Source organism: Caballeronia sp. LZ062, from assembly GCF_031450785.1.
Classification (GTDB): Bacteria; Pseudomonadota; Gammaproteobacteria; order Burkholderiales; family Burkholderiaceae; genus Caballeronia.
On sequence record NZ_JARTWB010000002.1, the window covers coordinates 808,907 to 833,726 of the forward strand.

The window sequence follows — 24,820 nt, forward strand, 5'->3', positions numbered from 1 at the left end:
GGCTTCGCGTCGGGTGCGGCGCGCATCGGTTCGACGGGACGCGCGGGCATCGGAGAAGACGTCCGCTGTGCGCCAAACCGCATGGCGTTTTGATTGGGTAGAATTCTCTCACATCGCTAGAGCCGTCCGGCCGCTTCGCTCGGGTCCTGCGTCTCGCATTGCGTGAGCGCCGGGCCACTACTCATCTCGCAAGGAGCCTATGACCGGGCTGTCGACGTCTCGCTTGCCGTTCGCTTCATCGCCCGCGCGGGGCACGCGCCTCGCGCTCATGATCGCCGCATGCATCGCCTTCTCGCCGGGCAGCCCGGCGTTCGCCGCGCACGCTTACGCGCAGTACGGGGAGCCTAAGTATCCGCCGGACTTCAAGCACTTCGGTTACGTCAATCCCGACGCGCCGCGCGACGGCACACTGGTGCTCGCGAATCCGAGCCGCCTCACGAGCTTCGACAAGTTCAATCCGTTCACGCTGCGTGGCAATCCCGCGCCGGGCCTCGGGCTCATGTTCGAAAGCCTGACGACAGGAAGCTCAGACGAAGTGGCGAGCGCCTATTGCCTGCTCGCGGACAATATCGACGTCGCGCCGGACGGATTGTCGACGACCTTCCACATCAATCCGAAAGCGCGCTTCAATAACGGCGATGCGGTTACGGCCGAGGACGTCAAGTTCTCCTTCGAGACGCTGAAGAGTCCGAAGGCCGCGCCGCAATTTTCGGTGTACTTCGGGCAGATTGCGCGCGCGGTCGTCGTCGACCGGCTGACGATCCGCTTCGAATACAAAGTGGCGACGCGTGAAATGCCGCTGCTCGCGGGCGGCATTCCAGTGTTTTCGCGCAAATGGGGATTGAGGCCCGACGGCACGCGCATTCCGTTCGATCAACTGGCGTTCGAAAAGCCGATTGCGAGCGGCGACTATGTGATCGACTCGTTCGACAACGGCCGCACGATCACCTACAAGCGCGATCCGCACTACTGGGGCGCGGGGTTGCCGGTGCGCGTCGGCACGCACAACTTCGCGCGCATCGACTACAAGCTGTATTCGGACGCCACCGCGCGCCTCGAAGCGTTCAAGGCCGGCGAGTACGACGTGCTCGTGGAAAACGTCGCGCGAAGCTGGGTGCGGCGCGATATCGGCAAGCGCTTCGACAGCGGCGAGCTCATCAAGCGCGAGTTTCCGCATCACAACGGCACGGGCATGCAGGGCTTCTTCATGAACTTGCGCCGGCCGCTTTTCAAGGACGTGCGCGTGCGGCAGGCGCTCGATCTCGCGCTCGACTTCGAATGGCTCAATCGGCAACTGTTCTTCAACCAGTACAAGCGCACGGACAGCTTCTTCGTCAATACGGACTTGCAGGCCAAAGGCATGCCGAGCGAAGGCGAGCTCGCGATTCTCGATCCACTGCGCAACAAGCTCGATCCCGCGGTCTTCGGCGAGATGCCGAAGCAGCCCGACACCGATCCGCCCGGCTCGTTGCGCGCGAATCTCATCAAGGCGCGCGAGTTGCTGGCGCAAGCCGGCTGGACCTATCGCGACGGCGCGCTGCGCAACGCGAAGGGCCAGCCGTTCGTGTTCGAGATACTCGACGACACGGGCGGCGGGGCGTCGATGGAGCCGGTCGCGGCCGCGTTCGGGCGCAATCTGCAGAAGCTCGGCATTACGATGAACTTTCGCACCGTCGATTACGCACTGATCCAAAAGCGCCTCGACGCGTTCGACTTCGACATGACGAGCGTGCGTCTGCCCGACGTGCAGGTGCCGGGCACCGAGCAGCTATCGCGCTTCGGCAGCAAGTATGCGGACGAGCAGGGCTCGGACAACCTGGCGGGCGTGAAGTCGCCGGCCATCGACGCGATCTTGCGAAAGGTCGTGTCCGCGCAGACGCGCGATCAGCTCGTCGATGCCACGCACGCGCTCGACCGCGTGCTGATGAACGGCTACTACGTGATTCCGCACTGGTATTCGGCGACGCATCGGGTCGCGTATCGCAACACGCTCGGCTATCCGTCGACGCTGCCGCTTTATTACGTCGCGGACGAGTGGGTGCTGTCGACCTGGTGGCACAAGCCCACGGCGGCATCTAAATAGGGACGACGCCATGTGGAGCTACATCCTCAAACGCATTCTGTTAATGATCCCGACGCTGATCGGCGTGCTCACGCTGACCTTCGTCGTGATCCAGTTCGTGCCGGGCGGCCCGGTCGAGCAGGCGGTGCACGACCTGCGGCGCGGCAACGCCGAGGGCGGCGCGGCGTTCGGCATGCGTGCGCACACGGGCGTCGATGCGCAGCAGATTGCGCAACTGAAAGCGCTCTACGGCTTCGACAAGCCGCCGCTCCAGCGTTATCTCCTGATGCTCGGCAAGTTCGCGCGCTTCGATCTCGGCGAGAGCTACTTCCGGCATCAGAGCGTGTGGTCGCTCATCGTGTCCAAGCTGCCGGTGTCCATCAGCATCGGCTTGTGGACGTTCTTCATCACCTATTTGATATCGGTGCCGCTCGGTATCGCGAAGGCCGTGAGAAACGGCTCGAAGTTCGATGTTGCGACGAGTCTCATCGTGTTGATCGGCTTCGCGATTCCCGGCTTCGTGCTGGGCGTGCTGCTGCTCGTGCTGTTCGGCGGCGGAACGTTCTGGCAACTGTTCCCGCTGCGCAATCTGACTTCGGACAACTGGGCGACGCTCTCGCTCGGCGGCAAGATTCTCGATTATCTGTGGCACATCACGTTGCCGGTGGTCGCGTCGGTGGTCGGCAGTTTCGCCGTCGTCACGATGCTCACGAAGAACGCCTTTCTCGACGAAATCCGCAAGCAGTACGTGCTCACCGCGCGCGCCAAGGGCCTGAGCGAGCGGCGCGTGCTGTGGAAGCACGTGTTCCGCAATGCGCTTTTGCCGCTCATCGTCGGCTTTCCGGCGGCGTTCATCGGCGCGTTCTTCACGGGCAGCCTGCTGATCGAGACGCTCTTTTCGCTCGACGGCCTCGGGCTGCTTTCCTACGAATCGGTCGTGCGGCGCGATTATCCCGTCGTGCTCGGCACGCTCTATCTCTTCACGCTGATCGGCCTCGCGACGAAGCTCGTCTCGGACCTGTGCTACGTATGGGTTGATCCGCGCATTCAATTCGAGCAACTGGAGCGCTGACTTGAACCGAGCCGCATCGTCGCGCCGCGCCGCGACCGCAACAGACGGCCAGCCGCTGCGCCCCGAAGTCTCGATGACGCCCGCGCGGCGCGTGTGGCAGCGTTTCAGGCGCAACCGGCTGGGCTACTGGAGCCTCGTCGTGTTCGTCGCTGCGTTCGTCATCAGCCTCGCGGGGCCGCTGTGGTCCAACGACAAGCCGCTCGTCGTGCGCTATCAGGGGCAGTTCTACTTTCCGCTCGTCAAGACCTACGCGGAGACGACCTTCGGCGGAGACTTCCCGACGCCCGCGGATTATCTCGATCCTTTCGTGCGCGACCGCTTCAACGCGCCGGGCAACTTCGCGATCTATCCGCCGAATCACTATTACTACGACACGCTCAACTACTTCTCCAAGGGCTCGAACCCGGCGCCGCCGTCGCGCGAAAACTGGCTCGGCACGGACGACCGCGGCCGCGACGTGTTCGCGCGGCTCATCTACGGCTTTCGCGTGTCGGTGCTGTTCGCGCTCGTGCTGACGGCCATCGGCACCGTGCTCGGCGTGGTCGCGGGCGCGGTGCAGGGCTATTTCGGCGGACGCATCGATATCACCGGGCAGCGGCTGATCGAAATCTGGAGCGCGCTGCCGGAGCTTTATCTGCTCATCATCTTCGCGTCCATCTTCGAGCCGAGTCTGATCCTGCTCATCGTGCTGCTGTCGCTTTTCGGCTGGATCGGCTTGTCGGATTACGTGCGCGCCGAATTTCTGCGCAATCGCACGCAGGACTACGTGCGCGCCGCCCGCGCGATGGGCTTGTCCAACTGGCAGATCATCTGGCGGCATGTGCTGCCCAATAGCCTGACGCCCGTCATCACATTCCTGCCGTTTCGCATGAGCGGGGCGATTCTCGCGCTCACGAGCCTCGATTTTCTCGGTCTGGGCGTGCCGTCGCCGACGCCGTCGCTCGGTGAACTGCTCGCGCAAGGCAAGGCCAATCTCGACGCGTGGTGGATTTCGGTTTCCACCTTCGGCGTGCTGGTCGCGACGCTGCTCCTGCTCACGTTCATGGGCGATGCGCTGCGCAACGCGCTCGACACGCGCATTTCGGATGCGGTGAAAGCCGGAGGCGGTCAATGAGCGCGCCGCTCTTGTCGATCGACAATCTGCGCGTGCGCTTCGGCGACACGCTCGCCGTTGACGGCGTGAGTCTCGACGTCCGCGCGGGCGAGCGCGTGGCGCTCGTCGGCGAGTCCGGCTCGGGCAAGAGCGTGACGGCGCTGGCGGTGCTGCGTCTCGTGCGCGATGCCGAAATGACCGGCGCGATTCGCTTCGGCGGCGAGGATCTGCTCGCGAAAAGCGAACGCGAGATGCGCGGCCTGCGCGGCTCGGACATCGCAATGATCTTTCAGGAGCCGATGACCGCGCTCAATCCGCTGTACACGGTCGGCGACCAGATCGGCGAGACCATTCAGCTTCACGACGGCGCAAGTCCGCGCGAGGCCCGCGAGCGCGCCATCGCGCTTCTGGCGCGCACGGGCATCACGGAGCCGGAGAGGCGTGTCGACAGTTATCCGCATCAGCTTTCGGGCGGTCAGCGCCAACGCGTGATGATCGCGATGGCGCTCGCGTGCCGCCCGCGTCTCTTGCTCGCCGACGAGCCGACGACCGCGCTCGACGTGACCATTCGCGCGCAGATCGTCGAACTGCTGCTGGAACTGCAGCGCGACGAGGCGGAGAAGCGCGGCATGGCCGTGCTGCTCATCACGCACGATCTGAACCTCGTGCGGCGTTTTGCCCAGCGCGTCGCGGTGATGGAGAAGGGTGTGCTGGTCGAAAGCGGCACGGTGGACGAAATTTTCGGGTCGCCGCAGCATCCGTACACGCAGCGCCTGCTGAACAGCCGCCCCGAACGGCGCGTGCTGCCGGTGCTGCCGATCGCGCCCGTGCTGCTGGACGCCAAAGACGTGCGCGTGGACTATCCGACGCGGCTGCCGGGCTTTCAGGGATGGTTCCGGCGCGGCCGCTTCAAGGCGGTGGACGACGTGACGCTCTCCGTGCGGCAGGGCGAAACGCTCGGGATCGTCGGGGAATCCGGCTCTGGGAAATCGACGCTCGCGATGGCGCTGCTCGGCTTGCAGCGCATCTCGCATGGAAGCGTGCAGTTTCAGGGCAGGGCGCTCGGCGATTTTCGCGGACGCGAAAAGACCGTGCTGCGCTCGAATCTGCAAGTGGTGTTTCAGGACCCGTTCAGCTCGCTGTCGCCGCGGCAGACGGTTGAGCGCATCGTGGGCGAAGGGCTCGCGCTGCATCGGCCGGAACTCGATTCCACCGCGCGCCGCGCGAAGGTCATTGCCGTGTTGCGCGAAGTCGGGTTGGATCGCACGGCGCTCACGCGTTATCCGCACGAGTTTTCGGGCGGGCAGCGGCAACGCATCGCGATTGCCCGCGCGCTGGTGCTGGAACCCAGCATTCTCATTCTCGACGAACCGACGAGCGCGCTCGATGTCTCAATCCAGACTCAAGTTTTGGCGCTGCTTGCCGACATTCAGAAGAAGCACAACTTGGGATATGTGTTTATTAGCCACGACTTACAGGTGATCGGCGCGATGGCGCATCGCGTCGCAGTCATGCGAAATGGAAATGTCGTCGAGGCTGGTGAAGTAGAGAAGATTTTTGCGAATCCTTCCGACGAATACACACGAAAGCTACTGGCGGCAGCCCTGAATTCCTAAAATTCTTTCTTTTTCGTCAATTGCGTGTCCGTCTCAATTGTATTTTCCTATTTCTTTTGACAGTTAAATACTTTGTGGCTAGTATGCGTTCAAACTTTCACATATCTCACTGATTTTTCAGTCTTTAATTGTAAAACCTACCGACCGATGCAACCACTCACGTTGACTCAGACATGTGCGCGCGCTGCCGCGGGCATGTTGCTCGGCCTTCTGATGACCACCACTTCCGGCGCTTTCGCCGACGAAGTCAGCAGTAACAGCCAAAATGCCGGCAACGGCATCACCACCGCTTCCAAAGCCACCGACAGCGCGGCCATCGCAGCCACGGCGGACACCGCCAGCGCACCGCGCGGCGCGAAGGCGTTCTTCTCCGGCGTAGCGAGCAAGGCGGGCGACGTCGTCGTCGGCGCGCTCAATATGATCGGCGTGCGCTATCGCTGGGGCGGCGACACGCCGGACTCCGGTCTCGATTGCAGCGGCTTCGTGCGCTATGTCTTTCAGGACACGCTCGGCATGACGCTGCCGCGCCGCGCGGAAGAAATGAGCCGGGTCGGCGAGAAGGTTCGCGTGTCGGACCTGAAGCCGGGCGACCTCGTGTTCTTCAACACCATGCGCCGCTCGTTCTCGCACGTGGGTATCTATATCGGCGACAACAAGTTCGTACACTCGCCGTCCACCGGCAGCACCATTCGCGTCGACGACATGGAAAACGGCTATTGGGAAAAGCGGTTCACGGGCGCGCGCCGCATCGAGAATGCGCAGTTCAACGATGGCACCGAATTGCGCCAGCGCGTGAGTGCGACCATCGGCGGTTACTGATCACGCACCGTTTCCCGCGGTCATCACAAAAAGCCTGCCTTCTCGCGAATGCAGGCTTTTTGTTTTATCGCGTCGTCGGGAAGCAGCCTATCGGTTCCATCGTAAAGCCTCATTGCACGCGCCTTTGAAAGCCGTTATAGTTTTCGGATGAACTTTTCTCCGTTCCTTCTCTCGTCTTCTTCGGCTGGTGCGTTCCTACGCGCACTATCGCTGCTAGCGCGCCTACCGCGCTAATCTGTCTCGCCTCCCGTCTGCTCGTTCAAGGTTTTCGACGCCAGCGGTGGCGCGAACACCCGGATTCCCTTTGTCGTTCTATCTCGATATTCCCAACAATCGATAAATCTCCCCACAGGAGCACAACATGGCAGCAGACAAGTTGATCATCTTCGATACGACCTTGCGCGATGGCGAGCAGTCCCCCGGCGCTTCAATGACGAAGGAGGAGAAGATCCGCATCGCCAAGCAGCTGGAGCGCATGAAGGTCGACGTGATCGAGGCCGGTTTCGCCGCCAGTTCGAACGGCGACTTCGACGCGATCCAGACGATCGCATCGCTGGTGAAAGACAGCACGGTCTGCTCGCTTGCCCGCGCCAACGACAAGGACATCCAGCGCGCCGCCGATGCGTTGAAGCCCGCCAATCGCTTCCGCATTCACACGTTCATTGCGACCTCCGCGTTGCACATGGAAAAGAAGCTGCGCATGTCGCCGGAACAGGTGTACGAGCAGGCGCGGCTCGCGGTGCGCTTCGCCCGCAAATTCACCGACGACGTTGAGTTCTCGCCGGAAGACGGCAGCCGGTCGGACATCGACTTCCTGTGCCGCGTGCTCGAAGCGGTGATCGACGAAGGCGCGCGCACGATCAATATCGCGGATACGGTCGGTTACGGCGTGCCGGAGCTCTACGGCAACCTCGTGAAGACGCTGCGCGAGCGCATCCCGAATTCCGACAAGGCGATCTTCTCCGTTCACTGCCACGACGACCTGGGCATGGCGGTAGCGAACTCGCTGGCCGGCGTACAGATCGGCGGCGCGCGTCAGGTCGAATGCACGATCAACGGCTTGGGCGAGCGGGCGGGCAATACGTCGCTCGAAGAAATCGTGATGGCGGTCAAGACGCGCAAGGATTACTTCGGACTCGACCTGGGCATCGACACTACGCAGATCGTGCCGACGTCTAAGCTCGTGTCGCAGATCACCGGCTTCGTCGTGCAGCCGAACAAGGCGGTGGTCGGTGCGAACGCGTTCGCGCACGCGTCGGGCATCCACCAGGACGGCGTGCTTAAGGCGCGCGACACCTACGAAATCATGCGCGCGGAAGACGTGGGCTGGAGCGCGAACAAGATCGTGCTCGGCAAGCTGTCCGGCCGCAACGCGTTCAAGCAGCGCCTCGAAGAACTGGGCGTGACGCTTCAATCGGAAGCGGACGTGAACGCCGCGTTCGCGCGCTTCAAGGATCTCGCGGATCGCAAAGCGGAAATCTTCGACGAAGACATCATGCAGATTGTCTCCGAAGAATCGCCGGAAGCGCAGGCGAAAGAGCATTTCCGCTTCGTCTCGATGAAGCAGCACTCGGAGACCGGCGAGCAACCGCAGGCGCGCGTGGTCTTTGCCGTGGACGGCGCCGAAATGACGGGCGAAGCACGCGGCAACGGCCCCGTCGATGCGACGCTGCACGCGATCGAATCGAAGGTGGAAAGCGGCGCGGAACTCGTGCTGTACTCGGTCAACGCGATCACGACCGGCACGCAGGCGCAGGGCGAAGTGACAGTGCGTCTCTCGAAGAGCGGGCGTATCGTGAACGGCGTCGGCACGGACCCGGATATCGTCGCGGCGTCGGCCAAGGCGTATATCGCCGCGCTCAACAAGCTGCATTCGAAGGTCGAGAAGCTCAATCCGCAGCTTTGATCGGCAGGCCGTCGCGCAAGACGCAAAAAAGCCCTCCTTGGAGGGCTTTTTTGCGTTTTCGACTCGTCAGAACAGATTGCGCTGATCGGGATCGTGCAGCGGATCGGGCGACTTCTGCATCAGGCGCAGAACGCCCTGATCGTCGAAATAGAAGCTGTACATCATGTACCAGAAGTTCGCCTCCATGTAGCGATACGTCCATACTTCCCGCTTCATCAGCGGGTAATACGAGGTTTCCACCGGCCGCCCGAAGTTCACGAGCACGTCTTTCTTGGTCCACGTGCCGATTTGCGCCTTGTAGAACTCGTTCTCGTCGAGCACCTGCCGCACGCTGACGATCTTGCCCGAGGCGTCGATGTCAGCGGCGGTCGTGAATTCGCCGAGCGGCTGCGTCGGCCACATCAGCCGCTTGCCGCCATTCGGCAAGTCGTAGATTTCGCGCGGCGGACCGAGGCGGGCGGTGATCGTCGAGGCATCCGCGCCTGCCTGATAGTTTTGCCACGGCTGCGCGCAGCCTGCGAGCAGCAACGCCGTCGCCGCGCAGGCCAGCGCGCTACGCAGACGGTCGAGTGAATGCAACATTGAAGCCTCCACGTACGTGTTCCTCGCGCCAGGCGAGAGTCTTTTTCGCTTTCCTCGATTTTGACACGCGGCGCACGAACCATGCTCTCCATGGCTTGCATCGCGCACACGCCGCGGCCTATGATCCGCGCTTTCATCTTTCGGAATGAGCGATGGCAAGCCCGTGTTATTCGAAGCCGCGCGCGCGGTGGCTGCGCGTCGCGTTGACGTGCGTGGCGTTGGCGTGTGCCGTGAAGGCAGGCGCCGCCGATCTCGCGCCTATCAAGCTCGCGATGATCGAAGGCATGTCCGGTCCGTTCGCCAACGCGGGCGCGGCAGTCGAGCGGAATCTGCGCTTCGGCGTCGAGCGGGTGAATGCGCGGGGCGGCGTCAAGCTCGCCGACGGCGCGCATCCGCTGGAATTCGTCGTGCTCGACGGCAAGGGCAGCAGCGAGGCGAGTCTCGTGCAGCTGCGCGCGGCCATCGACGAGAAGATCGGTTTCGTCATGCAGGGCAATAGCTCGGCGGTGGCGGCGGCCCTCGTCGCGGCCATCGACAAGCAGAACGAGCGAGAGCCGGAGCATCGCGTGCTGTTCCTGAACTATTCCGCCGACGATCCCGCGCTCACCAACGACGCGTGCAGCTTCTGGCACTTCCGCTTCGACGCGCACGCGGGCATGAGAATGGATGCGCTCGCCGATGCCCTTCAACGCGACCGCGCCGTGAAGAAGGTCTACCTGCTGAATCAGGACTACAGCTTCGGCCACGACGTGAGCCGCGAGGCGCGGCGCGCGTTGCAGGCGAAGCGGTCCGACATCGCGATCACGGGCGACGAGTTTCATCCGATCGGCCGCGTGAAGGACTTCGCGCCTTATATCGCGAAGATTCGCGCGAGCGGTGCGGATGCCGTCATCACCGGCAACTGGGGCAACGACCTGACGCTGCTCGTGAAGGCGGCGCGCGAGCAGGGCCTCGGCGCGAAGTTCTACACGTTCTACGGCAACAGTCTGGGCGCGCCCGCCGCGCTCGGCGATGCCGGCGTGAAGCGCGTGATCGCGGTCGCCGACTGGCATCCGAACGCGGGCGGCGCGGCTTCGGACGCCTATTACCGCGCGTTTCGCGCCCGCTATCCCGCCGCCTCCGACGACTACCTCGTGCTGCGCATGCCGCTCATGATCGACATGCTCGCCACCGCGATGACGCGGGCCGGCAGCGCGGACCCGCTCGCCGTGGCGCGCGCGCTCGAAGGCATGACGTTCGATGGCGCGGGCTTTCATCCATCGACGATGCGCGCGTCGGATCATCAGCTGATCCAGCCGCTCTACGTGATGGAGATGGACAAGGCGGGCACGCCGGGCGCGCGGTTCGACAACGAAGGTTCCGGCTACGGGTTCCGCACGCTGCTGTCGGTGCCCGCCGCGGACACCGCGCCTCCGACCACGTGCAAAATGGCGCGCCCGTCGCGTTGAGCGCGAAGGGGCGGTCCGCTCTGCGAAGAGCGGTGTGCTATACTCTGCGCTTCGTTTTTGGCTGGAAGCGGTGTTCGCAACGCGCGCAAATGTCGAAAACGAAGTGAATCGGGCCTGACTCGTCGAGTCCGGCCTTGTCGATGCAAACCACGGCACGGCCTTTCTTCCGTGACCGCCTGTCTGTTTCAAAGGAAAAGCAAATGTCCGTAGCAGAAATCAAGAAGTCCGACGTCGTCGCTGAATACGCGCGCGGCGCCAACGATACCGGCTCCCCCGAAGTGCAAGTCGCACTGCTCACCAGCCGCATCAACGAACTGACCATCCACTTCAAGGCCCACACGAAGGATCACCACAGCCGCCGCGGTCTGCTGCGCATGGTCAGCCGTCGTCGCAAGCTGCTCGACTATCTGAAGGGCAAGGATGCGGATCGTTACCGCTCGCTGATCGAAAAGCTGGGTCTGCGCAAGTAATTGGCCCCTGACGTGGCTTCGCGGCCAGTGTTCTAACGAAGTGCCTGTGTCAGTTCGCTGATGCAGGCATTTTGTTTTTGCGCGATCCGCTCGCGAAGTGGTGCCGGATCGGTTTATCGGTCGGCACGTCGTACTTAGTCGTTCTCGGCAGTCATTCGCTTTACCCGACACTCGGTCCAGCCTCGCGGCAGAGCTTTGTGTCATTCCAGCGCGGCCCCGCGGCTTGTTCGCGCGCCGCACTGGAATGGCATAACACACCTCCCACGCGCGGCCCGGGACCGCCCCGCCCAGCGCCGCAGAGACAGCGTGACGCGCTCGACCGAAGGCGCGGCGCAACATAGAAGGAGTCGCAATGTTTAATAAAATCGTCAAAGAGTTCAAGTGGGGACAACACAACGTCCGCCTGGAAACGGGTGAAATCGCGCGTCAGGCAAGCGGCGCGGTGATCGTCGACGTCGAAGACACCGTGGTGCTCGCGACCGTCGTCGGCGCCAAGACGGCGAAGCCGGGTCAGGACTTCTTCCCGCTGACCGTCGACTATCTGGAAAAGACCTACGCCGCCGGCAAGATTCCGGGCGGCTTCTTCCGCCGTGAAGGCCGTCCGTCGGAAGGCGAGACGCTCATCTCGCGCCTGATCGACCGTCCGCTGCGTCCGCTTTTCCCGGAAGGCTTCTACAACGAAGTGCAGGTCGTGATCCACGTCCTGTCGCTGAATCCGGAAATCCCGGCGGATATTCCCGCGCTGATCGGCGCGTCCGCCGCGCTCGCCGTGTCCGGCCTGCCGTTCAACGGCCCGGTCGGCGCTGCACGCGTCGCTTACATCAATAACGAGTACGTGCTGAACCCGACGCGCGCGCAGATGAAGGAATCGGCGCTCGATCTGGTCGTCGCGGGCACGGAGCGCGCGGTGCTGATGGTCGAATCCGAAGCGCAGCAGCTTTCGGAAGAAGTGATGCTCGGCGCGGTCGTGTTCGGCCACGAGCAGATGCAAGCCGCGATCGACGCGATCCACGAACTCGTGCGCGACGGCGGCAAGCCCGAGTGGGACTGGCAGCCGGCCGCGAAGAACGAAGCGCTGATCGCGCGCGTCACCGAAATCGCGAAGCCGGAACTGGAAGCCGCGTACCAGCTGCGCAACAAGCAGGCGCGCTCGACGAAGCTGAAGGAAGTCTACGCGGCGACCTCCGCGAAGCTCGCTGAGGAAGCGGCGGCGTCCGGCACGACCGCGGCGGATGCGGCCACCGTCGGCAACATTCTGTTCGACATCGAAGCGAAGATCGTCCGCTCGCAGATTCTGAACGGCGAGCCGCGTATCGACGGCCGCGACACGCGCACGGTGCGCCCGATCGAAATCCGCACGGGCGTCTTGCCGCGCACGCACGGCTCGGCGCTGTTCACGCGCGGCGAGACGCAGGCGCTCGTGATCGCGACGCTCGGCACGAAGGGCGACGAGCAGAACATCGACGCGCTCGAAGGCGAATACCGCGAGCGCTTCATGCTTCACTACAACATGCCGCCGTTCGCCACGGGCGAAACCGGCCGCGTCGGTTCGCCGAAGCGCCGTGAAATCGGCCACGGGCGTCTCGCGAAGCGCGCGCTGGTCGCGTGCCTGCCGAGCGCCGACGAATTCGGCTACTCGATCCGCGTCGTGTCGGAAATCACGGAATCGAACGGTTCGTCGTCGATGGCATCGGTCTGCGGCGGCTGCCTCGCGCTGATGGACGCCGGCGTGCCGATGAAGTCGCACGTCGCGGGTATCGCGATGGGCCTGATCCTCGAAGGCAACAAGTTCGCGGTTCTGACCGACATTCTCGGTGACGAAGACCACTTGGGCGACATGGACTTCAAGGTGGCCGGCACCGCGCAAGGCGTGACCGCGCTGCAGATGGACATCAAGATCCAGGGCATCACGAAGGAAATCATGCAGGTCGCGCTCGCGCAGGCGAAGGAAGGCCGCATGCACATCCTCGGCAAGATGACCTCGGCGGTTCCGGGCACGAACACGGAACTGTCCGAATTCGCGCCGCGCATGATCACGCTGAAGATCAATCCGGAAAAGATTCGCGACGTGATCGGCAAGGGCGGTTCGGTGATCCGCGCGCTGACCGAAGAGACGAACACGACCATCGACATCTCGGACGACGGCGTCGTGACCATCGCGAGCACGAGCTCCGAAGGCATGGCCGAGGCGAAGAAGCGCATCGAGAACATCACGGCCGAAGTTGAAGTGGGTCAGGTGTACGAAGGTCCGGTGCTGAAGCTGCTCGATTTCGGCGCAATCGTGAATATCCTGCCGGGCAAGGACGGTCTGCTGCACATCTCGGAGATCGTCAACGAGCGCGTGAAGGACATCAACGATTACCTGAAGGAAGGCCAGATCGTGAAGGTCAAGGTCATCCAGACGGACGAGAAGGGCCGCGTGCGTCTGTCGGCCAAGGCGCTTCTGAACGAAGCCGCGCAACAAACCGAACCGACGCAGCCGCAGCAGTAATGCGGTAATGTGTGGACGGCCGGCCGCATTCGCGAGCCGGCCGTTTTCTTGTATGACGGCATTTGGACCCTGCGAGCTATGCATTGTCCGATGCGTCGCCGGACTCGATGGCACTGTGGAGCGCGAATTGCTCGTCGCGTGCGCAGCGCCATCCGGTTCGAGCCGTTCGAATCGATCCATCCCGCCGTGCCCATCAGGGGAATGCTATGAAGGCCGTCGAAATCACCGAGTTTGGCGCACCTGAAGTCCTGAAACTGGGCGAGCGCCCGATGCCCGAACCCGGCAAGTGTGAGGTGCTCATCAAGGTGGCGGCTTCCGGCGTGAACCGGCCGGACGTGTTCCAGCGCAAGGGCGCCTATGCGCCGCCGCCGGGCGCGTCGGACCTGCCGGGGCTCGAGGTGGCGGGCGAAATCGTCGACGGCGATCTCGATTCCAAGCACAACCCGTTCGGCCTCAAAAAGGGTGATCGCGTGTGCGCGCTGCTGGCGGGCGGCGGCTATGCCGAGTACGCGGTCGCGCCGCTGGAGCAATGCCTGCCGGTGCCCGAAGGTTTGTCGGATATCGAGGCCGCCTCGCTGCCGGAAACGTTCTTCACCGTGTGGAGCAACGTCTTTGAGCGCGCGCATCTCGGCGCGGGCGAAAACGGCGAAGAAGAGACGCTGCTTGTGCAGGGCGGGTCGAGCGGAATCGGCGTCACGGCCATCCAGATTGCACACGCGCTCGGCTTTCGCGTCTTCGCGACCGCGGGCAGCGACGAAAAGTGCCGAGCTTGCGAGGCGCTCGGGGCAGAACGCGCGATCAACTACAAGACGGAGGATTTCGTCGAAGTGGTGCGATCGCTGACGAACGATCGTGGCGTCGACGTAATCCTCGACATGGTCGCCGGCGACTATCTGCCGCGCGAACTGAAGGCGCTTGCCGATGGCGGGCGCATCTGCGTGATTGCGCTGTTGGGCGGCGCGAAGGCTGAAATTAATCTCAACGACATTCTGCGTCGCCGGCTCGTTATCACGGGCTCGACGCTGCGTCCGCGTCCGGTCGCGTTCAAGGCGAAGATCGCTGCGAAGCTGAAGGAACGCGTCTGGCCCGAGATCGAGGCCGGGCGCATCAAGCCGGTCATTCACCAAGTGTTTCCGGCGAGCGAGGCGGCCGCGGCGCACACGCTGATGGAAAGCAGCACGCATGTCGGCAAGATCGTGCTCGATTGGACGGAAAGCGCGTAAGAAACGCGGGCCGGTCTTCGGCGGTTTGACCGGTTTCGCCGTATCACAGTAGAATCGCCTGTTTTGCAAGCAGTTCGCAGTTTGTAGCGGTTCATTCCCATAACGCGGCGGCTGATTGAAAAGCGCGGCCGCTATAACTAAAGCGGCCGTCGCAAGCCGCCGAGTGACGAGACAATGTCGAGACAACGAGCGAAACTGGTGGTCGGCAACTGGAAGATGCACGGCCGCATGCAGGAGAACGCGGTTCTGCTGACCGAGGTTGCGTCGGGGGCATCGGCTCTGCGCAACGGCGTGGACGTAGGCGTGTGTGTGCCGTATCCGTACCTCGCGCAGGCGCAGGCGCTGCTGGAAGGGTCGGTGGTGCGCTGGGGCGTGCAGGATGTGTCGGCGCATGTGCAGGGCGCGTTCACCGGGGAAGTCGCGGCGGAGATGGCCCTGGATTTCGGTGTGACGTACGCGATCGTCGGGCATTCGGAGCGCCGCGCGTACCATCACGAAACGCCGGAACTGGTGGGAGCAAAGGCGCGTCGCGCGCTGGACGCGGGGCTCACGCCTATCGTCTGTGTCGGCGAAACGCTCGGCGAACGCGAGCGCGAGGCGACGGAGCAGGTTATCGGCGCGCAGCTCGATGCGGTGCTTCTCATGCTGGACGAGGAGCAGGCGGCGCGGATTGTCGTCGCCTACGAACCGGTCTGGGCAATCGGCACCGGCAAGAGCGCGACGGCGGATCAGGCGCAGCGCGTTCACGCGTTTCTGCGCGGCAAGATGGCGGAGAAGGGCGCAGGCGACGTGCCGCTTTTGTATGGCGGCAGCGTCAAACCCGAGAACGCGCAAGAATTGTTCGGGCAACGAGACATCGACGGCGGGCTGATTGGCGGCGCGTCGCTGAAGTCGAAAGATTTTCTTGCGATCTGCCAGGCGGCGCGAACCGTGTTGCAGTAAAGGTGCGTGGCGAAGGCAGTCGAAAGAGCATGTCGAGACACGTGAGTGTCACGGAAACATCAAGAACCAGGTGAGTTGAAATGCTGTATTTGAAGACATTGATTATCGTCGTCCAGTTGCTGTCGGCGCTTGGTGTGATTGGGCTCGTGCTGCTCCAACACGGGAAGGGCGCCGACATGGGCGCCGCTTTCGGCAGCGGCGCGTCGGGGAGTCTCTTCGGCGCGACGGGTTCCGCGAACTTTCTCTCACGTACTACTGCAGTCCTTGCCGCCATCTTCTTCATCACGACGCTGGCGCTGACGTATCTCGGAAGCTACAAGCCGCAGACGTCGGCTGGTGTGTTGGGTGCTGGCCCGACGTCTGCATCAGCCCCGGCCGCAGCAGGAAAGAGCGCTTCTGCTCCGGTGACCGCCCCGGCATCGGCTGCGCCTGTGTCGTCCGCGCCGGGCACCGACGTGCCGAAATAAACCGCCGGAACAAATTTTCGCTAAATTCGTGTTTTGTGCGTTGAACAATTCGTAGGACCTAGTTATAATTCAAGTCTTGAAGCGATTCGCGGCAATTAAGAAGTTTGTTTTCCCGGATTGCAGTACAGTGCCGACGTGGTGAAATTGGTAGACACGCTATCTTGAGGGGGTAGTGGCGAAAGCTGTGCGAGTTCGAGTCTCGCCGTCGGCACCAAAAGTTATCCAATGCCAGCCGCATGCATCGCTTCGGCTGGCATTGTCACTTCTGGAGTACCCTTACGATATCGTTGGTATCGTGAGCCGTCCCAAGTGAATCCTGTCGTCGGGTGGTCCGTCCCGGCAAGCATCTCAATCATCACTGACCGAACTACCGATCAGAGGAAAGCCTTGAACCTCGCACCCTATTACCCCGTCTTCTTGTTTCTTCTGGTGGGCCTTGGTTTAGGTATAGCGCTGGTCAGCATCGGCAAGATTCTCGGTCCCAACAAGCCCGACACCGAAAAGAATGCCCCGTACGAATGCGGCTTCGAAGCATTCGAAGACGCGCGTATGAAGTTCGATGTGCGCTACTATCTCGTCGCAATTCTTTTCATCATCTTCGACCTTGAGACGGCCTTCCTGTTTCCGTGGGGCGTGGCCCTGCGCGACATCGGCTGGCCCGGCTTCATGGCCATGATGATCTTTCTGCTCGAATTCCTGCTCGGCTTCGCCTACATCTGGAGAAAGGGCGGCCTCGACTGGGAGTGACGGGTAGATCACCGGATTCATGGGTGGCTATGGCTGGCTGCTCATCTGGAGTGGAAATCAAATGAGTATCGAAGGGGTCTTGAAGGAAGGCTTTGTCACCACCACGGCTGACAAGCTGATCAACTGGACGCGCACCGGCTCCTTGTGGCCGATGACGTTCGGTCTCGCGTGCTGCGCGGTCGAGATGATGCATGCGGGCGCCGCCCGTTACGACCTGGACCGCTTCGGCGTGGTGTTCCGCCCGAGCCCGCGCCAGTCCGACGTGATGATCGTCGCCGGCACGCTGTGCAACAAGATGGCGCCCGCGCTTCGTAAGGTGTACGACCAGATGGCCGAGCCGCGCTGGGTCATTTCCATGGGTTCGTGCGCGAATGGTGGCGGCTACTATCACTATTCGTACTCCGTCGTGCGCGGCTGCGACCGTATCGTTCCGGTCGACGTCTATGTCCCGGGCTGCCCTCCGACGGCCGAGGCGCTGGTCTACGGCGTGATCCAGCTGCAGGCGAAGATCCGCCGCACGAACACCATCGCCCGTCAATAAAGGCCTGAGCCTCCCCAACTATGGCAAGCAAACTCGAGACCCTCAAAGCGAACCTCGAGGCGGCGTTTGGCGACCGTCTCCAGAACATCACCGAGTCGCTGGGTCAGGTGACGGTCGTCGTGAAGGCGGCCCACTATCTTGAAGTCGCGACCCGTCTGCGTGACGACCGCTCGCTCGGCTTCGAGCAGCTCATGGACCTCGCCGGCATCGACTATTCGACCTTCGGTGACGGCGTCTACGAAGGCCCGCGCTTCGCGGCCGTCGTGCATCTGCTCTCCATCTCGAACAACTGGCGCCTGCGCGTGCGCGTGTTCGCACCGGACGACGAAGTGCCGATCATTCCGTCGCTCGTCGATATCTGGTCGTCGGCCAACTGGTACGAGCGCGAAGCATTCGACCTGTACGGCATCGTGTTCGAAGGCCACCCCGATCTGCGCCGCATTCTCACGGACTACGGCTTCATCGGCCACCCGTTCCGCAAGGACTTCCCGGTGACGGGCTTCGTCGAAATGCGCTACGACCCGGAAGAGAAGCGCGTCGTGTATCAGCCTGTGACGATCGAGCCGCGCGAAATCACGCCGCGCGTGATCCGCGAAGATCGCTATGGTGGTCTGAAACATTAAGAGAGCGTCATGGCAGACATCAAGAATTACACGCTGAATTTCGGCCCGCAGCACCCTGCCGCGCACGGCGTGCTGCGCCTCGTGCTCGAACTCGACGGTGAAGTGATCCAGCGCGCCGATCCGCACATCGGCCTGCTGCATCGCGCGACCGAGAAGCTCGCCGAAACGAAGACCTTCATTCAGTCCGTGCCGTACATGGACCGTCTCGACTACGTGTCGATGATGGCGAACGAGCACGCCTACGTGATGGCGATCGAAAAGCTGCTCGGCATCGACGTGCCGATCCGCGCTAAGTACATCCGCGTCCTGTTCGACGAAATCACGCGCGTCTTGAACCACCTGATGTGGATCGGCTCGCACGCACTCGACGTCGGCGCAATGGCGGTGTTTCTCTACGCGTTTCGCGAGCGCGAAGACCTCATGGACGTCTACGAAGCCGTCTCAGGCGCGCGGATGCACGCGGCGTATTACCGTCCGGGCGGCGTCTATCGCGACCTGCCTGACGCAATGCCGCAGTACAAGGTCTCCAAGATTCGCAATGCGAAGGCGCTGGAGAAGATGAACGAGAACCGCCAAGGTTCGCTGCTCGACTTCATCGAAGACTTCTTCAATCGCTTCCCCGGCTATGTCGACGAGTACGAAACGCTGCTCACCGACAACCGCATCTGGAAGCAGCGTCTGGTGGGTATCGGCGTGGTGGGTCCGGAGCGCGCGTTGCAGCTCGGCATGAGCGGCGCAATGCTGCGCGGCTCGGGCATCGAATGGGACCTGCGCAAGAAGCAGCCGTATGAAGTCTACGATCAACTGGATTTCGATATTCCCGTTGGCGTGAACGGCGACTGCTACGACCGCTATCTCGTGCGCGTCGAGGAAATGCGCCAGTCCACGCGTATCGCCAAACAGTGCATTGCCTGGCTGCGCAAGAATCCCGGCCCTGTGATGGTCGATAATCATAAGGTTGCGCCGCCGTCGCGCGTCGGCATGAAGAGCAACATGGAAGAGCTGATTCACCACTTCAAGCTCTTCACGGAAGGCTTCCACGTGCCGGAAGGCGAGACCTACGCCGCCATCGAGCATCCGAAGGGCGAGTTCGGCATTTATCTCGTGTCGGACGGCGCGAACAAGCCGTACCGCCTGAAGATCCGTGCGCCGGGCTTTGCGCATCTGGCCGCACTGGACGAGATGGCGCGCGGCCACATGATCGCCGACGCCGTCACGATCATCGGAACGCAAGACATCGTGTTCGGCGAGATTGATCGCTGAGTCCGATACCGCTCGCGCGGCGCGCTCGCTGGGCGGGCTGCCGTCGCACTGAATTGAGCGGAAAGCGTTGAAGCAATTACAGGAAACCGCAGGACGCCAGGTCTGCCGCAATAAGATGCCCGCGGCAGGTTTTCGTTCGGTAGGAATTGAAAGAGTCGTGTCTGAAAATGATCTCAGCTGAAGGCCTGAAAGAAATCGATCGTGCGATCGCGAAGTATCCCGCCGAGCAAAAGCAGTCGGCGGTGATGGCTGCGCTTGCTGTCGCTCAGGAAGAGCACGGATGGCTCTCGCCCGAACTCATGAAGTTCGTCGCCGACTATCTGAGCATGCCGCCTGTCGCGGTGCAGGAAGTCGCCACGTTCTACACGATGTACGAGCTCGCGCCGGTCGGTAAGCACAAGATCACGCTCTGCACGAACTTGCCCTGCCAGCTCGGTCCGGACGGCGGCTCGGATAGTGCTGCTCAATATCTCAGGCAGAAGCTCGGCATCGATTTCGGCGAAACCACGCCCGACGGCAAGTTCACGCTGAAAGAAGGCGAGTGCTTCGGCGCGTGCGGCGATGCACCCGTCGTGCTGGTGAACAACCACCGCATGTGCAGCTTTATGAGCCGCGAGAAGATCGACCAGTTGCTCGAGGAACTTTCGAAATGACGTCACTCCACGATCGTCACATCAAGCCGCTGATCCTCGCTGGCCTCAATGGCGAGAACTGGCATCTCGAAGATTACGTTGCGCGCGGCGGCTATAAGCAGCTGCGCCGCATTCTGGAAGAGAAGATTCCGGCCGAGCAGGTCATCGCCGACGTGAAGGCGTCGGGGCTGCGCGGCCGCGGCGGTGCGGGCTTCCCGACCGGCCTGAAGTGGAGCTTCATGCCGCGTCAGTTTCCGGGGCAGAAGTACCTCGTCTGCAATTCGGACGAAGGCGAACCGGGCACGTTCAAGGACCGCGACATCCTTCGCTGGAACCCGCACGCGCTGATCGAAGGCATGGCCATCGGCGCGTATGCGATGGGCATCACCGTCGGGTACAACTACATCCACGGCGAGATCTGGGAAGTCTATAAGGTGTTCGAAGCGGCGCTTGAAGAAGCGCGCGCAGCCGGCTATCTCGGCGCGAACATCCTCGGCTCCGGCTTTTCGTTCGAGTTGTACGCTCACCACGGTTACGGCGCATACATCTGCGGCGAAGAAACGGCGCTGCTCGAATCGCTCGAAGGCAAGAAGGGTCAGCCGCGCTTCAAGCCGCCTTTCCCGGCGAGCTTCGGCGTGTACGGCAAGCCGACCACCATCAACAACACCGAGACGTTCGCTGCGGTGCCATTCCTGCTGGAAATCGGGCCGCAGAATTACCTCGAAATCGGCAAGCCGAACAACGGCGGCACGAAGATTTTCTCGGTATCGGGCGACGTGAATCGTCCGGGCAACTATGAAATTCCGCTCGGCACGCCGTTCTCGACGCTGATGGAATTGGCGGGCGGCGTGCGCGGCGAGTCGATCAAGGCGGTGATTCCGGGCGGATCGTCCGCGCCGGTGGTGCCGGGCGAGATGATGCTCGCGACCGACATGGACTACGATTCGATCGCGAAAGCCGGTTCGATGCTCGGTTCGGGCGCGGTCATCGTCATGAACGAAACGCGCTGCATGGTGCGTTCGTTGCTGCGCCTGTCCTACTTCTATTACGAAGAGTCGTGCGGTCAGTGCACGCCTTGCCGCGAAGGCACGGGCTGGCTGTATCGCGTGGTGCATCGCATCGAGCACGGCCTCGGCCGCAAGGAAGACCTGGATCTGCTGAACTCGGTCGCCGAAAACATCATGGGCCGCACGATCTGCGCGCTCGGCGATGCGGCGGCCATGCCGGTGCGCGGCATGCTGAAGCACTTCTGGAACGAATTCGAATATCACGTCGAGCACAAGCACTGTCTCGTCGGCGGGCACGCGCATCATGCGGCGTCCGAGGCGCTTACCGCGTAATCAGGCGCACAGTCAGTTGCGCGAAAGAGGTTGAGGACCATTCCCCATCATGGTTGAACTAGAAATTGACGGCAAGACGGTCGAGGTGCCCGAAGGCAGCATGGTGATCCAGGCTGCGCACAAGGTCGATACGTACATTCCTCACTTCTGCTATCACAAGAAGCTGTCGATCGCGGCGAACTGCCGGATGTGCCTCGTCGAAGTCGAGAAGATGCCGAAGGCCGTTCCCGCGTGCGCCACGCCCGTGTCGGCCGGCATGGTCGTGCGGACCGCCTCCGACAAGGCCGTGAAGGCGCAACAGTCGGTGATGGAATTCCTGCTGATCAATCACCCGCTGGATTGCCCGATCTGCGATCAGGGCGGCGAGTGCCAGTTGCAGGATCTGGCCGTGGGCTACGGCAAGTCTCAATCGCGCTACAACGAAGAAAAGCGCGTGGTGTTCCACAAGAACGTGGGTCCGCTCATCTCGATGGAAGAGATGACGCGCTGCATCCACTGCACGCGCTGCGTGCGCTTCGGCCAGGAAGTCGCCGGCGTCATGGAGCTCGGCATGCTGGGCCGCGGCGAGCATTCGGAAATCACGTCGTTCGTCGGCAAGACGGTGGATTCGGAACTGTCGGGCAACATGATCGACCTGTGCCCGGTCGGCGCGCTCACGAGCAAGCCGTTCCGCTATAGCGCGCGGACGTGGGAACTGTCACGCCGCAAGTCGGTGAGCCCGCACGATTCCGTCGGCGCGAATCTGGTTGTTCAGGTCAAGAACAACCGCGTGATGCGCGTTCTGCCGATGGAGAACGAAGCCATCAACGAATGCTGGATCTCGGACAAAGACCGTTTTTCGTACGAAGGCCTGAATAGCGACGACCGTCTGACCGTGCCGATGCTCAAGCAGGGCGGCAACTGGGTCGAAACGGACTGGCAGACTGCGCTCGAGTACGTGGCAAAGGGCATCAAGGGCATCAAGGCGGATCATGGCGCGAACGCAATCGCCGCGCTCGCGACGCCGCATAGCACTGTCGAAGAACTCTATCTGCTGAAGCAGTTCGCGGAAGGCGTCGGCTCGCCGAACGTCGATTTCCGTCTGCGTCAGAGCGACTTTTCCGCGCCGGTGGGCGCGGGCGCGCCGTGGCTCGGTGTGAAGATCGCGGACCTGTCGAACGTCGATACGGCATTCGTCATCGGCTCGTTCCTGCGTCGCGATCATCCGCTCTTCGCCGCGCGCCTGCGTCAGGCTGCGAAGAACGGCGCGATGCTCACGTTCCTGAACGCGAGCAATGACGACTCGCTGATCCCGACCGCGCATCGTCTGGTCGCTGCGCCCTCGGCGTGGCTGGATCAGCTCGCGGGCATCGCGGCGGCGGTTTCCGAAGCGCGCGGCGTCGCGCTGCCGGACGCGTTCGCAGGTCGCGAAGTGTCTGCTGCCGCGAAAGATGTAGCTGCTTCGTTGTCGGCGGGCGAAAAGCGTGTCGTGCTGCTCGGCAATGTCGCGGTCCAGCACCCGGACTTCGCGCAGATTCAGGCTGCGGCGCAGTGGATCGCCGACAACACCGGCGCGACGCTCGGCTTCCTGACCGAAGGCGCGAATTCGGTGGGCGGTTATCTCGTCGATGCGCTGCCGGGCGAAGGTGGTCTCGACGCCCGCGCGGTGTTCGAACAGCCGCGCAAGGGCTACGTGCTCCTCAACGCGGAGCCGGAACTCGATGCTGCGAACCCGGCGCAGGCCGTCGCGGCGCTGAAGGCGGCCGAGATGGTGGTCGTGATGTCGCCGTTCAAGCACGGCATGGAATACGCCGACGTGCTGCTGCCCATCGCGCCGTTCACGGAGACGTCGGGCACGTTCGTCAACGCGGAAGGCACGGCGCAGTCGTTCAACGGCGTCGTCCGCGCACTCGGCGACACGCGTCCGGGCTGGAAGGTATTGCGCGTGCTGGGTACGATGCTCGGCCTGCCGGGCTTCGAATTCGACACGGCTGAGGAAGTGCGCGTCGCGGCGCTCGGAAAGGGCGATTTGACGGCGCGTCTGTCCAACAAGACGACGGTCGCAGCGAAGCGCGCTTCGTCGAGCATTTCGGTGAAGGGCGGCTTCGAGCGTCTCGCCGATGTGCCGATCTATCACGCCGACCCGCTCGTGCGCCGCGCGCCGTCGTTGCATCTGACGGCAGCGGCACGCGACGCGAATGTCGCCGGCCTGCCGACGACGCTCTTCGACAAGCTCGGCCTGAAGGACGGCGATGCCGTGCGGATCAAGCAAGGCGATCTGTCGGTGGTGATGCCTGCGGTTCGCGACGCGAACCTGGCGGAAACGGTGGTCCGCGTGTCGGCGGCTACCGCGGCTGGCGCCGCACTCGGCGGCCTGTTCGGTGAACTGGTAGTGGAGAAGGCGTAATGGGCTTGTTCGATACGATCAACGCAGGCGGCACGCAGCTTCTGGGCGTTGCCTGGCCGACCGTGTGGGCGCTCGTGCGCATCGTCGTGGTCGCGGTGGTGATCCTGCTGTGCGTCGCGTACCTGATTCTCTGGGAGCGCAAGCTCATCGGCTGGATGCACGTGCGTATCGGCCCGAACCGGGTCGGCCCGGCAGGCTTGCTGCAGCCGATCGCGGACGTGCTGAAGCTGCTGCTGAAGGAAGTCATTCAGCCGACGCAGGCGAGCAAATGGATCTACGTCATCGCGCCGATCATGACCGTGGTGCCGGCCTTCGCTGTCTGGGCGGTGATTCCGTTCCAGGCGAAAGCCGTGCTCGGCAACATCAACGCGGGTCTCCTGTACATCATGGCGATCTCGTCGATCGGCGTGTACGGCGTGATTCTCGCGGGCTGGGCGTCCAACTCGAAGTACGCGTTCCTCGGCGCCATGCGCGCGGCGGCGCAGATGGTGTCCTACGAAATCTCGATGGGCTTCGCGCTCGTCGTGGTGCTGATGGTCGCGGGCACGCTGAACATGTCGGATATCGTCGCTTCGCAGCAGCGCGGCATCTTCGCGGGCTTCGGCGTGAACATCCTGTCGTGGAACTGGCTGCCGCTTCTGCCGATGTTCGTCGTGTACTTCATCTCGGGCATCGCTGAAACGAACCGTCACCCGTTCGACGTGGTGGAAGGCGAATCGGAAATCGTTGCGGGTCACATGATCGACTACTCGGGCATGGCGTTCGCGCTGTTCTTCCTCGCCGAGTACATCAACATGATCGTGATCTCGGCGATCGCGACGACCCTGTTCCTGGGCGGCTGGGACGCGCCGTTCGGCTTCCTGTCGTTCATCCCGGGCGTGTTCTGGTTCGTGCTCAAGGTTTTCTTCCTGCTGTCGGTCTTCATCTGGGCCCGCGCGACGTTCCCGCGCTACCGCTATGACCAGATCATGCGTCTCGGCTGGAAGGTGTTCCTGCCGGTCTCGGTAGTGTGGGTGGTCGTGATCGGCTTCTGGATCATGTCGCCGCTCAACATCTGGAAGTAGTCGGACGAACCCAGGACAAGAGCGGACCAAACA

Annotated in this window: 21 protein-coding genes and 1 tRNA gene; 21 read left to right on the forward strand and 1 reads right to left on the reverse strand. The window is 62.8% G+C overall.

Annotated features, from left to right (window positions below; translation table 11 throughout):
- Positions 1–268: 268 nt before the first annotated feature.
- From P9239_RS09825 to P9239_RS09850, 6 genes are all read left to right on the forward strand, one after another.
- Positions 269–2,083, forward strand: coding sequence for an extracellular solute-binding protein (locus tag P9239_RS09825; protein WP_309753969.1), 1,815 nt, complete (start codon positions 269–271; stop codon positions 2,081–2,083).
- A gap of 10 nt (positions 2,084–2,093) precedes the next feature.
- A complete protein-coding gene (locus tag P9239_RS09830) occupies positions 2,094–3,134 on the forward strand; it encodes an ABC transporter permease subunit (protein WP_309750268.1) in 1,041 nt (346 codons plus the stop codon).
- A gap of 1 nt (position 3,135) precedes the next feature.
- The gene (locus P9239_RS09835; protein ID WP_404980044.1) at positions 3,136–4,248 is read left to right on the forward strand and encodes an ABC transporter permease; all 1,113 of its coding nucleotides are present in this window, start codon (positions 3,136–3,138) and stop codon (positions 4,246–4,248) included.
- Positions 4,245–5,843 carry a dipeptide ABC transporter ATP-binding protein gene (locus P9239_RS09840; protein WP_309750269.1) on the forward strand — a complete coding sequence of 533 codons (1,599 nt, stop codon included), beginning with the start codon at positions 4,245–4,247 and terminating at the stop codon, positions 5,841–5,843. Before P9239_RS09835 ends, P9239_RS09840 begins: the two co-directional genes overlap by 4 nt.
- Before the next feature lie 147 nt (positions 5,844–5,990).
- Complete coding sequence (locus tag P9239_RS09845) at positions 5,991–6,662, forward strand: C40 family peptidase (RefSeq protein WP_309750270.1); 672 nt, start codon at positions 5,991–5,993, stop codon at positions 6,660–6,662.
- 361 nt (positions 6,663–7,023) lie between these two features.
- Positions 7,024–8,568 (forward strand): 2-isopropylmalate synthase, encoded by a 1,545-nt coding sequence (locus P9239_RS09850; RefSeq protein WP_309750271.1) that lies wholly within the window; start codon positions 7,024–7,026, stop codon positions 8,566–8,568.
- A 66-nt stretch (positions 8,569–8,634) separates the two neighbouring features.
- Here P9239_RS09850 and P9239_RS09855 read toward each other — a convergent pair whose 3' ends face one another.
- A complete protein-coding gene (locus tag P9239_RS09855; protein ID WP_309750272.1) occupies positions 8,635–9,150 on the reverse strand; it encodes a hypothetical protein in 516 nt (171 codons plus the stop codon).
- A 152-nt stretch (positions 9,151–9,302) separates the two neighbouring features.
- On the opposite strand from P9239_RS09855, the gene P9239_RS09860 reads away from it, so the two are divergent.
- From P9239_RS09860 to nuoH, 15 genes are all read left to right on the forward strand, one after another.
- Positions 9,303–10,598 (forward strand): branched-chain amino acid ABC transporter substrate-binding protein, encoded by a 1,296-nt coding sequence (locus P9239_RS09860; RefSeq protein ID WP_309750273.1) that lies wholly within the window; start codon positions 9,303–9,305, stop codon positions 10,596–10,598.
- Between the two features lie 200 nt (positions 10,599–10,798).
- Positions 10,799–11,068 carry a 30S ribosomal protein S15 gene (gene rpsO / locus P9239_RS09865; RefSeq protein ID WP_175944121.1) on the forward strand — a complete coding sequence of 90 codons (270 nt, stop codon included), beginning with the start codon at positions 10,799–10,801 and terminating at the stop codon, positions 11,066–11,068.
- A 352-nt stretch (positions 11,069–11,420) separates the two neighbouring features.
- Positions 11,421–13,559 (forward strand): polyribonucleotide nucleotidyltransferase, encoded by a 2,139-nt coding sequence (gene pnp, locus P9239_RS09870; RefSeq protein WP_309750274.1) that lies wholly within the window; start codon positions 11,421–11,423, stop codon positions 13,557–13,559.
- A 206-nt stretch (positions 13,560–13,765) separates the two neighbouring features.
- Positions 13,766–14,782: an NAD(P)H-quinone oxidoreductase gene (locus P9239_RS09875; RefSeq protein WP_309750275.1), complete on the forward strand. Its 1,017-nt coding sequence runs from the start codon at positions 13,766–13,768 to the stop codon at positions 14,780–14,782.
- 174 nt (positions 14,783–14,956) lie between these two features.
- Complete coding sequence (tpiA, locus tag P9239_RS09880; protein ID WP_309750276.1) at positions 14,957–15,724, forward strand: triose-phosphate isomerase; 768 nt, start codon at positions 14,957–14,959, stop codon at positions 15,722–15,724.
- An 80-nt stretch (positions 15,725–15,804) separates the two neighbouring features.
- The gene (gene secG, locus P9239_RS09885; protein ID WP_309750277.1) at positions 15,805–16,191 is read left to right on the forward strand and encodes a preprotein translocase subunit SecG; all 387 of its coding nucleotides are present in this window, start codon (positions 15,805–15,807) and stop codon (positions 16,189–16,191) included.
- 129 nt (positions 16,192–16,320) lie between these two features.
- Positions 16,321–16,405: transfer RNA gene (locus P9239_RS09890), tRNA-Leu, on the forward strand.
- A 173-nt stretch (positions 16,406–16,578) separates the two neighbouring features.
- Positions 16,579–16,938 carry an NADH-quinone oxidoreductase subunit A gene (locus P9239_RS09895; RefSeq protein WP_040051564.1) on the forward strand — a complete coding sequence of 120 codons (360 nt, stop codon included), beginning with the start codon at positions 16,579–16,581 and terminating at the stop codon, positions 16,936–16,938.
- Positions 16,939–16,999: 61 nt separating this feature from the next.
- A complete protein-coding gene (locus P9239_RS09900; RefSeq protein ID WP_006052903.1) occupies positions 17,000–17,479 on the forward strand; it encodes an NADH-quinone oxidoreductase subunit B family protein in 480 nt (159 codons plus the stop codon).
- Between the two features lie 20 nt (positions 17,480–17,499).
- Positions 17,500–18,102, forward strand: a complete 603-nt coding sequence (locus tag P9239_RS09905) for an NADH-quinone oxidoreductase subunit C (RefSeq protein ID WP_244846717.1) — start codon at positions 17,500–17,502, stop codon at positions 18,100–18,102.
- 9 nt (positions 18,103–18,111) lie between these two features.
- Positions 18,112–19,365 (forward strand): NADH-quinone oxidoreductase subunit D, encoded by a 1,254-nt coding sequence (locus P9239_RS09910; protein ID WP_309750278.1) that lies wholly within the window; start codon positions 18,112–18,114, stop codon positions 19,363–19,365.
- A gap of 167 nt (positions 19,366–19,532) precedes the next feature.
- Positions 19,533–20,018: an NADH-quinone oxidoreductase subunit NuoE gene (gene nuoE / locus P9239_RS09915; protein WP_309750279.1), complete on the forward strand. Its 486-nt coding sequence runs from the start codon at positions 19,533–19,535 to the stop codon at positions 20,016–20,018.
- Positions 20,015–21,337: an NADH-quinone oxidoreductase subunit NuoF gene (gene nuoF, locus P9239_RS09920; RefSeq protein ID WP_244846712.1), complete on the forward strand. Its 1,323-nt coding sequence runs from the start codon at positions 20,015–20,017 to the stop codon at positions 21,335–21,337. Before nuoE ends, nuoF begins: the two co-directional genes overlap by 4 nt.
- A 49-nt stretch (positions 21,338–21,386) precedes the next feature.
- Positions 21,387–23,723 carry an NADH-quinone oxidoreductase subunit NuoG gene (gene nuoG, locus P9239_RS09925; RefSeq protein WP_309750280.1) on the forward strand — a complete coding sequence of 779 codons (2,337 nt, stop codon included), beginning with the start codon at positions 21,387–21,389 and terminating at the stop codon, positions 23,721–23,723.
- Positions 23,723–24,787: an NADH-quinone oxidoreductase subunit NuoH gene (gene nuoH / locus P9239_RS09930; protein WP_309750281.1), complete on the forward strand. Its 1,065-nt coding sequence runs from the start codon at positions 23,723–23,725 to the stop codon at positions 24,785–24,787. Before nuoG ends, nuoH begins: the two co-directional genes overlap by 1 nt.
- Positions 24,788–24,820: the final 33 nt, after the last annotated feature.

Bases quoted from the DNA above. Each gene is read 5' to 3' on its own strand.
- P9239_RS09825 (WP_309753969.1), top strand. From the start codon at position 269: ATGATCGCCGCATGCATCGCCTTCTCGCCGGGCAGCCCGGCGTTCGCC.
- P9239_RS09830 (WP_309750268.1), top strand. From the start codon at position 2,094: ATGTGGAGCTACATCCTCAAACGCATTCTGTTAATGATCCCGACGCTG.
- P9239_RS09840 (WP_309750269.1), top strand. From the start codon at position 4,245: ATGAGCGCGCCGCTCTTGTCGATCGACAATCTGCGCGTGCGCTTCGGC.
- P9239_RS09845 (WP_309750270.1), top strand. From the start codon at position 5,991: ATGCAACCACTCACGTTGACTCAGACATGTGCGCGCGCTGCCGCGGGC.
- P9239_RS09850 (WP_309750271.1), top strand. From the start codon at position 7,024: ATGGCAGCAGACAAGTTGATCATCTTCGATACGACCTTGCGCGATGGC.
- P9239_RS09855 (WP_309750272.1), bottom strand. From the start codon at position 9,150: ATGTTGCATTCACTCGACCGTCTGCGTAGCGCGCTGGCCTGCGCGGCG.
- P9239_RS09860 (WP_309750273.1), top strand. From the start codon at position 9,303: ATGGCAAGCCCGTGTTATTCGAAGCCGCGCGCGCGGTGGCTGCGCGTC.
- rpsO (WP_175944121.1), top strand. From the start codon at position 10,799: ATGTCCGTAGCAGAAATCAAGAAGTCCGACGTCGTCGCTGAATACGCG.
- pnp (WP_309750274.1), top strand. From the start codon at position 11,421: ATGTTTAATAAAATCGTCAAAGAGTTCAAGTGGGGACAACACAACGTC.
- P9239_RS09875 (WP_309750275.1), top strand. From the start codon at position 13,766: ATGAAGGCCGTCGAAATCACCGAGTTTGGCGCACCTGAAGTCCTGAAA.
- tpiA (WP_309750276.1), top strand. From the start codon at position 14,957: ATGTCGAGACAACGAGCGAAACTGGTGGTCGGCAACTGGAAGATGCAC.
- secG (WP_309750277.1), top strand. From the start codon at position 15,805: ATGCTGTATTTGAAGACATTGATTATCGTCGTCCAGTTGCTGTCGGCG.
- P9239_RS09900 (WP_006052903.1), top strand. From the start codon at position 17,000: ATGAGTATCGAAGGGGTCTTGAAGGAAGGCTTTGTCACCACCACGGCT.
- P9239_RS09905 (WP_244846717.1), top strand. From the start codon at position 17,500: ATGGCAAGCAAACTCGAGACCCTCAAAGCGAACCTCGAGGCGGCGTTT.
- P9239_RS09910 (WP_309750278.1), top strand. From the start codon at position 18,112: ATGGCAGACATCAAGAATTACACGCTGAATTTCGGCCCGCAGCACCCT.
- nuoE (WP_309750279.1), top strand. From the start codon at position 19,533: ATGATCTCAGCTGAAGGCCTGAAAGAAATCGATCGTGCGATCGCGAAG.
- nuoF (WP_244846712.1), top strand. From the start codon at position 20,015: ATGACGTCACTCCACGATCGTCACATCAAGCCGCTGATCCTCGCTGGC.
- nuoG (WP_309750280.1), top strand. From the start codon at position 21,387: ATGGTTGAACTAGAAATTGACGGCAAGACGGTCGAGGTGCCCGAAGGC.
- nuoH (WP_309750281.1), top strand. From the start codon at position 23,723: ATGGGCTTGTTCGATACGATCAACGCAGGCGGCACGCAGCTTCTGGGC.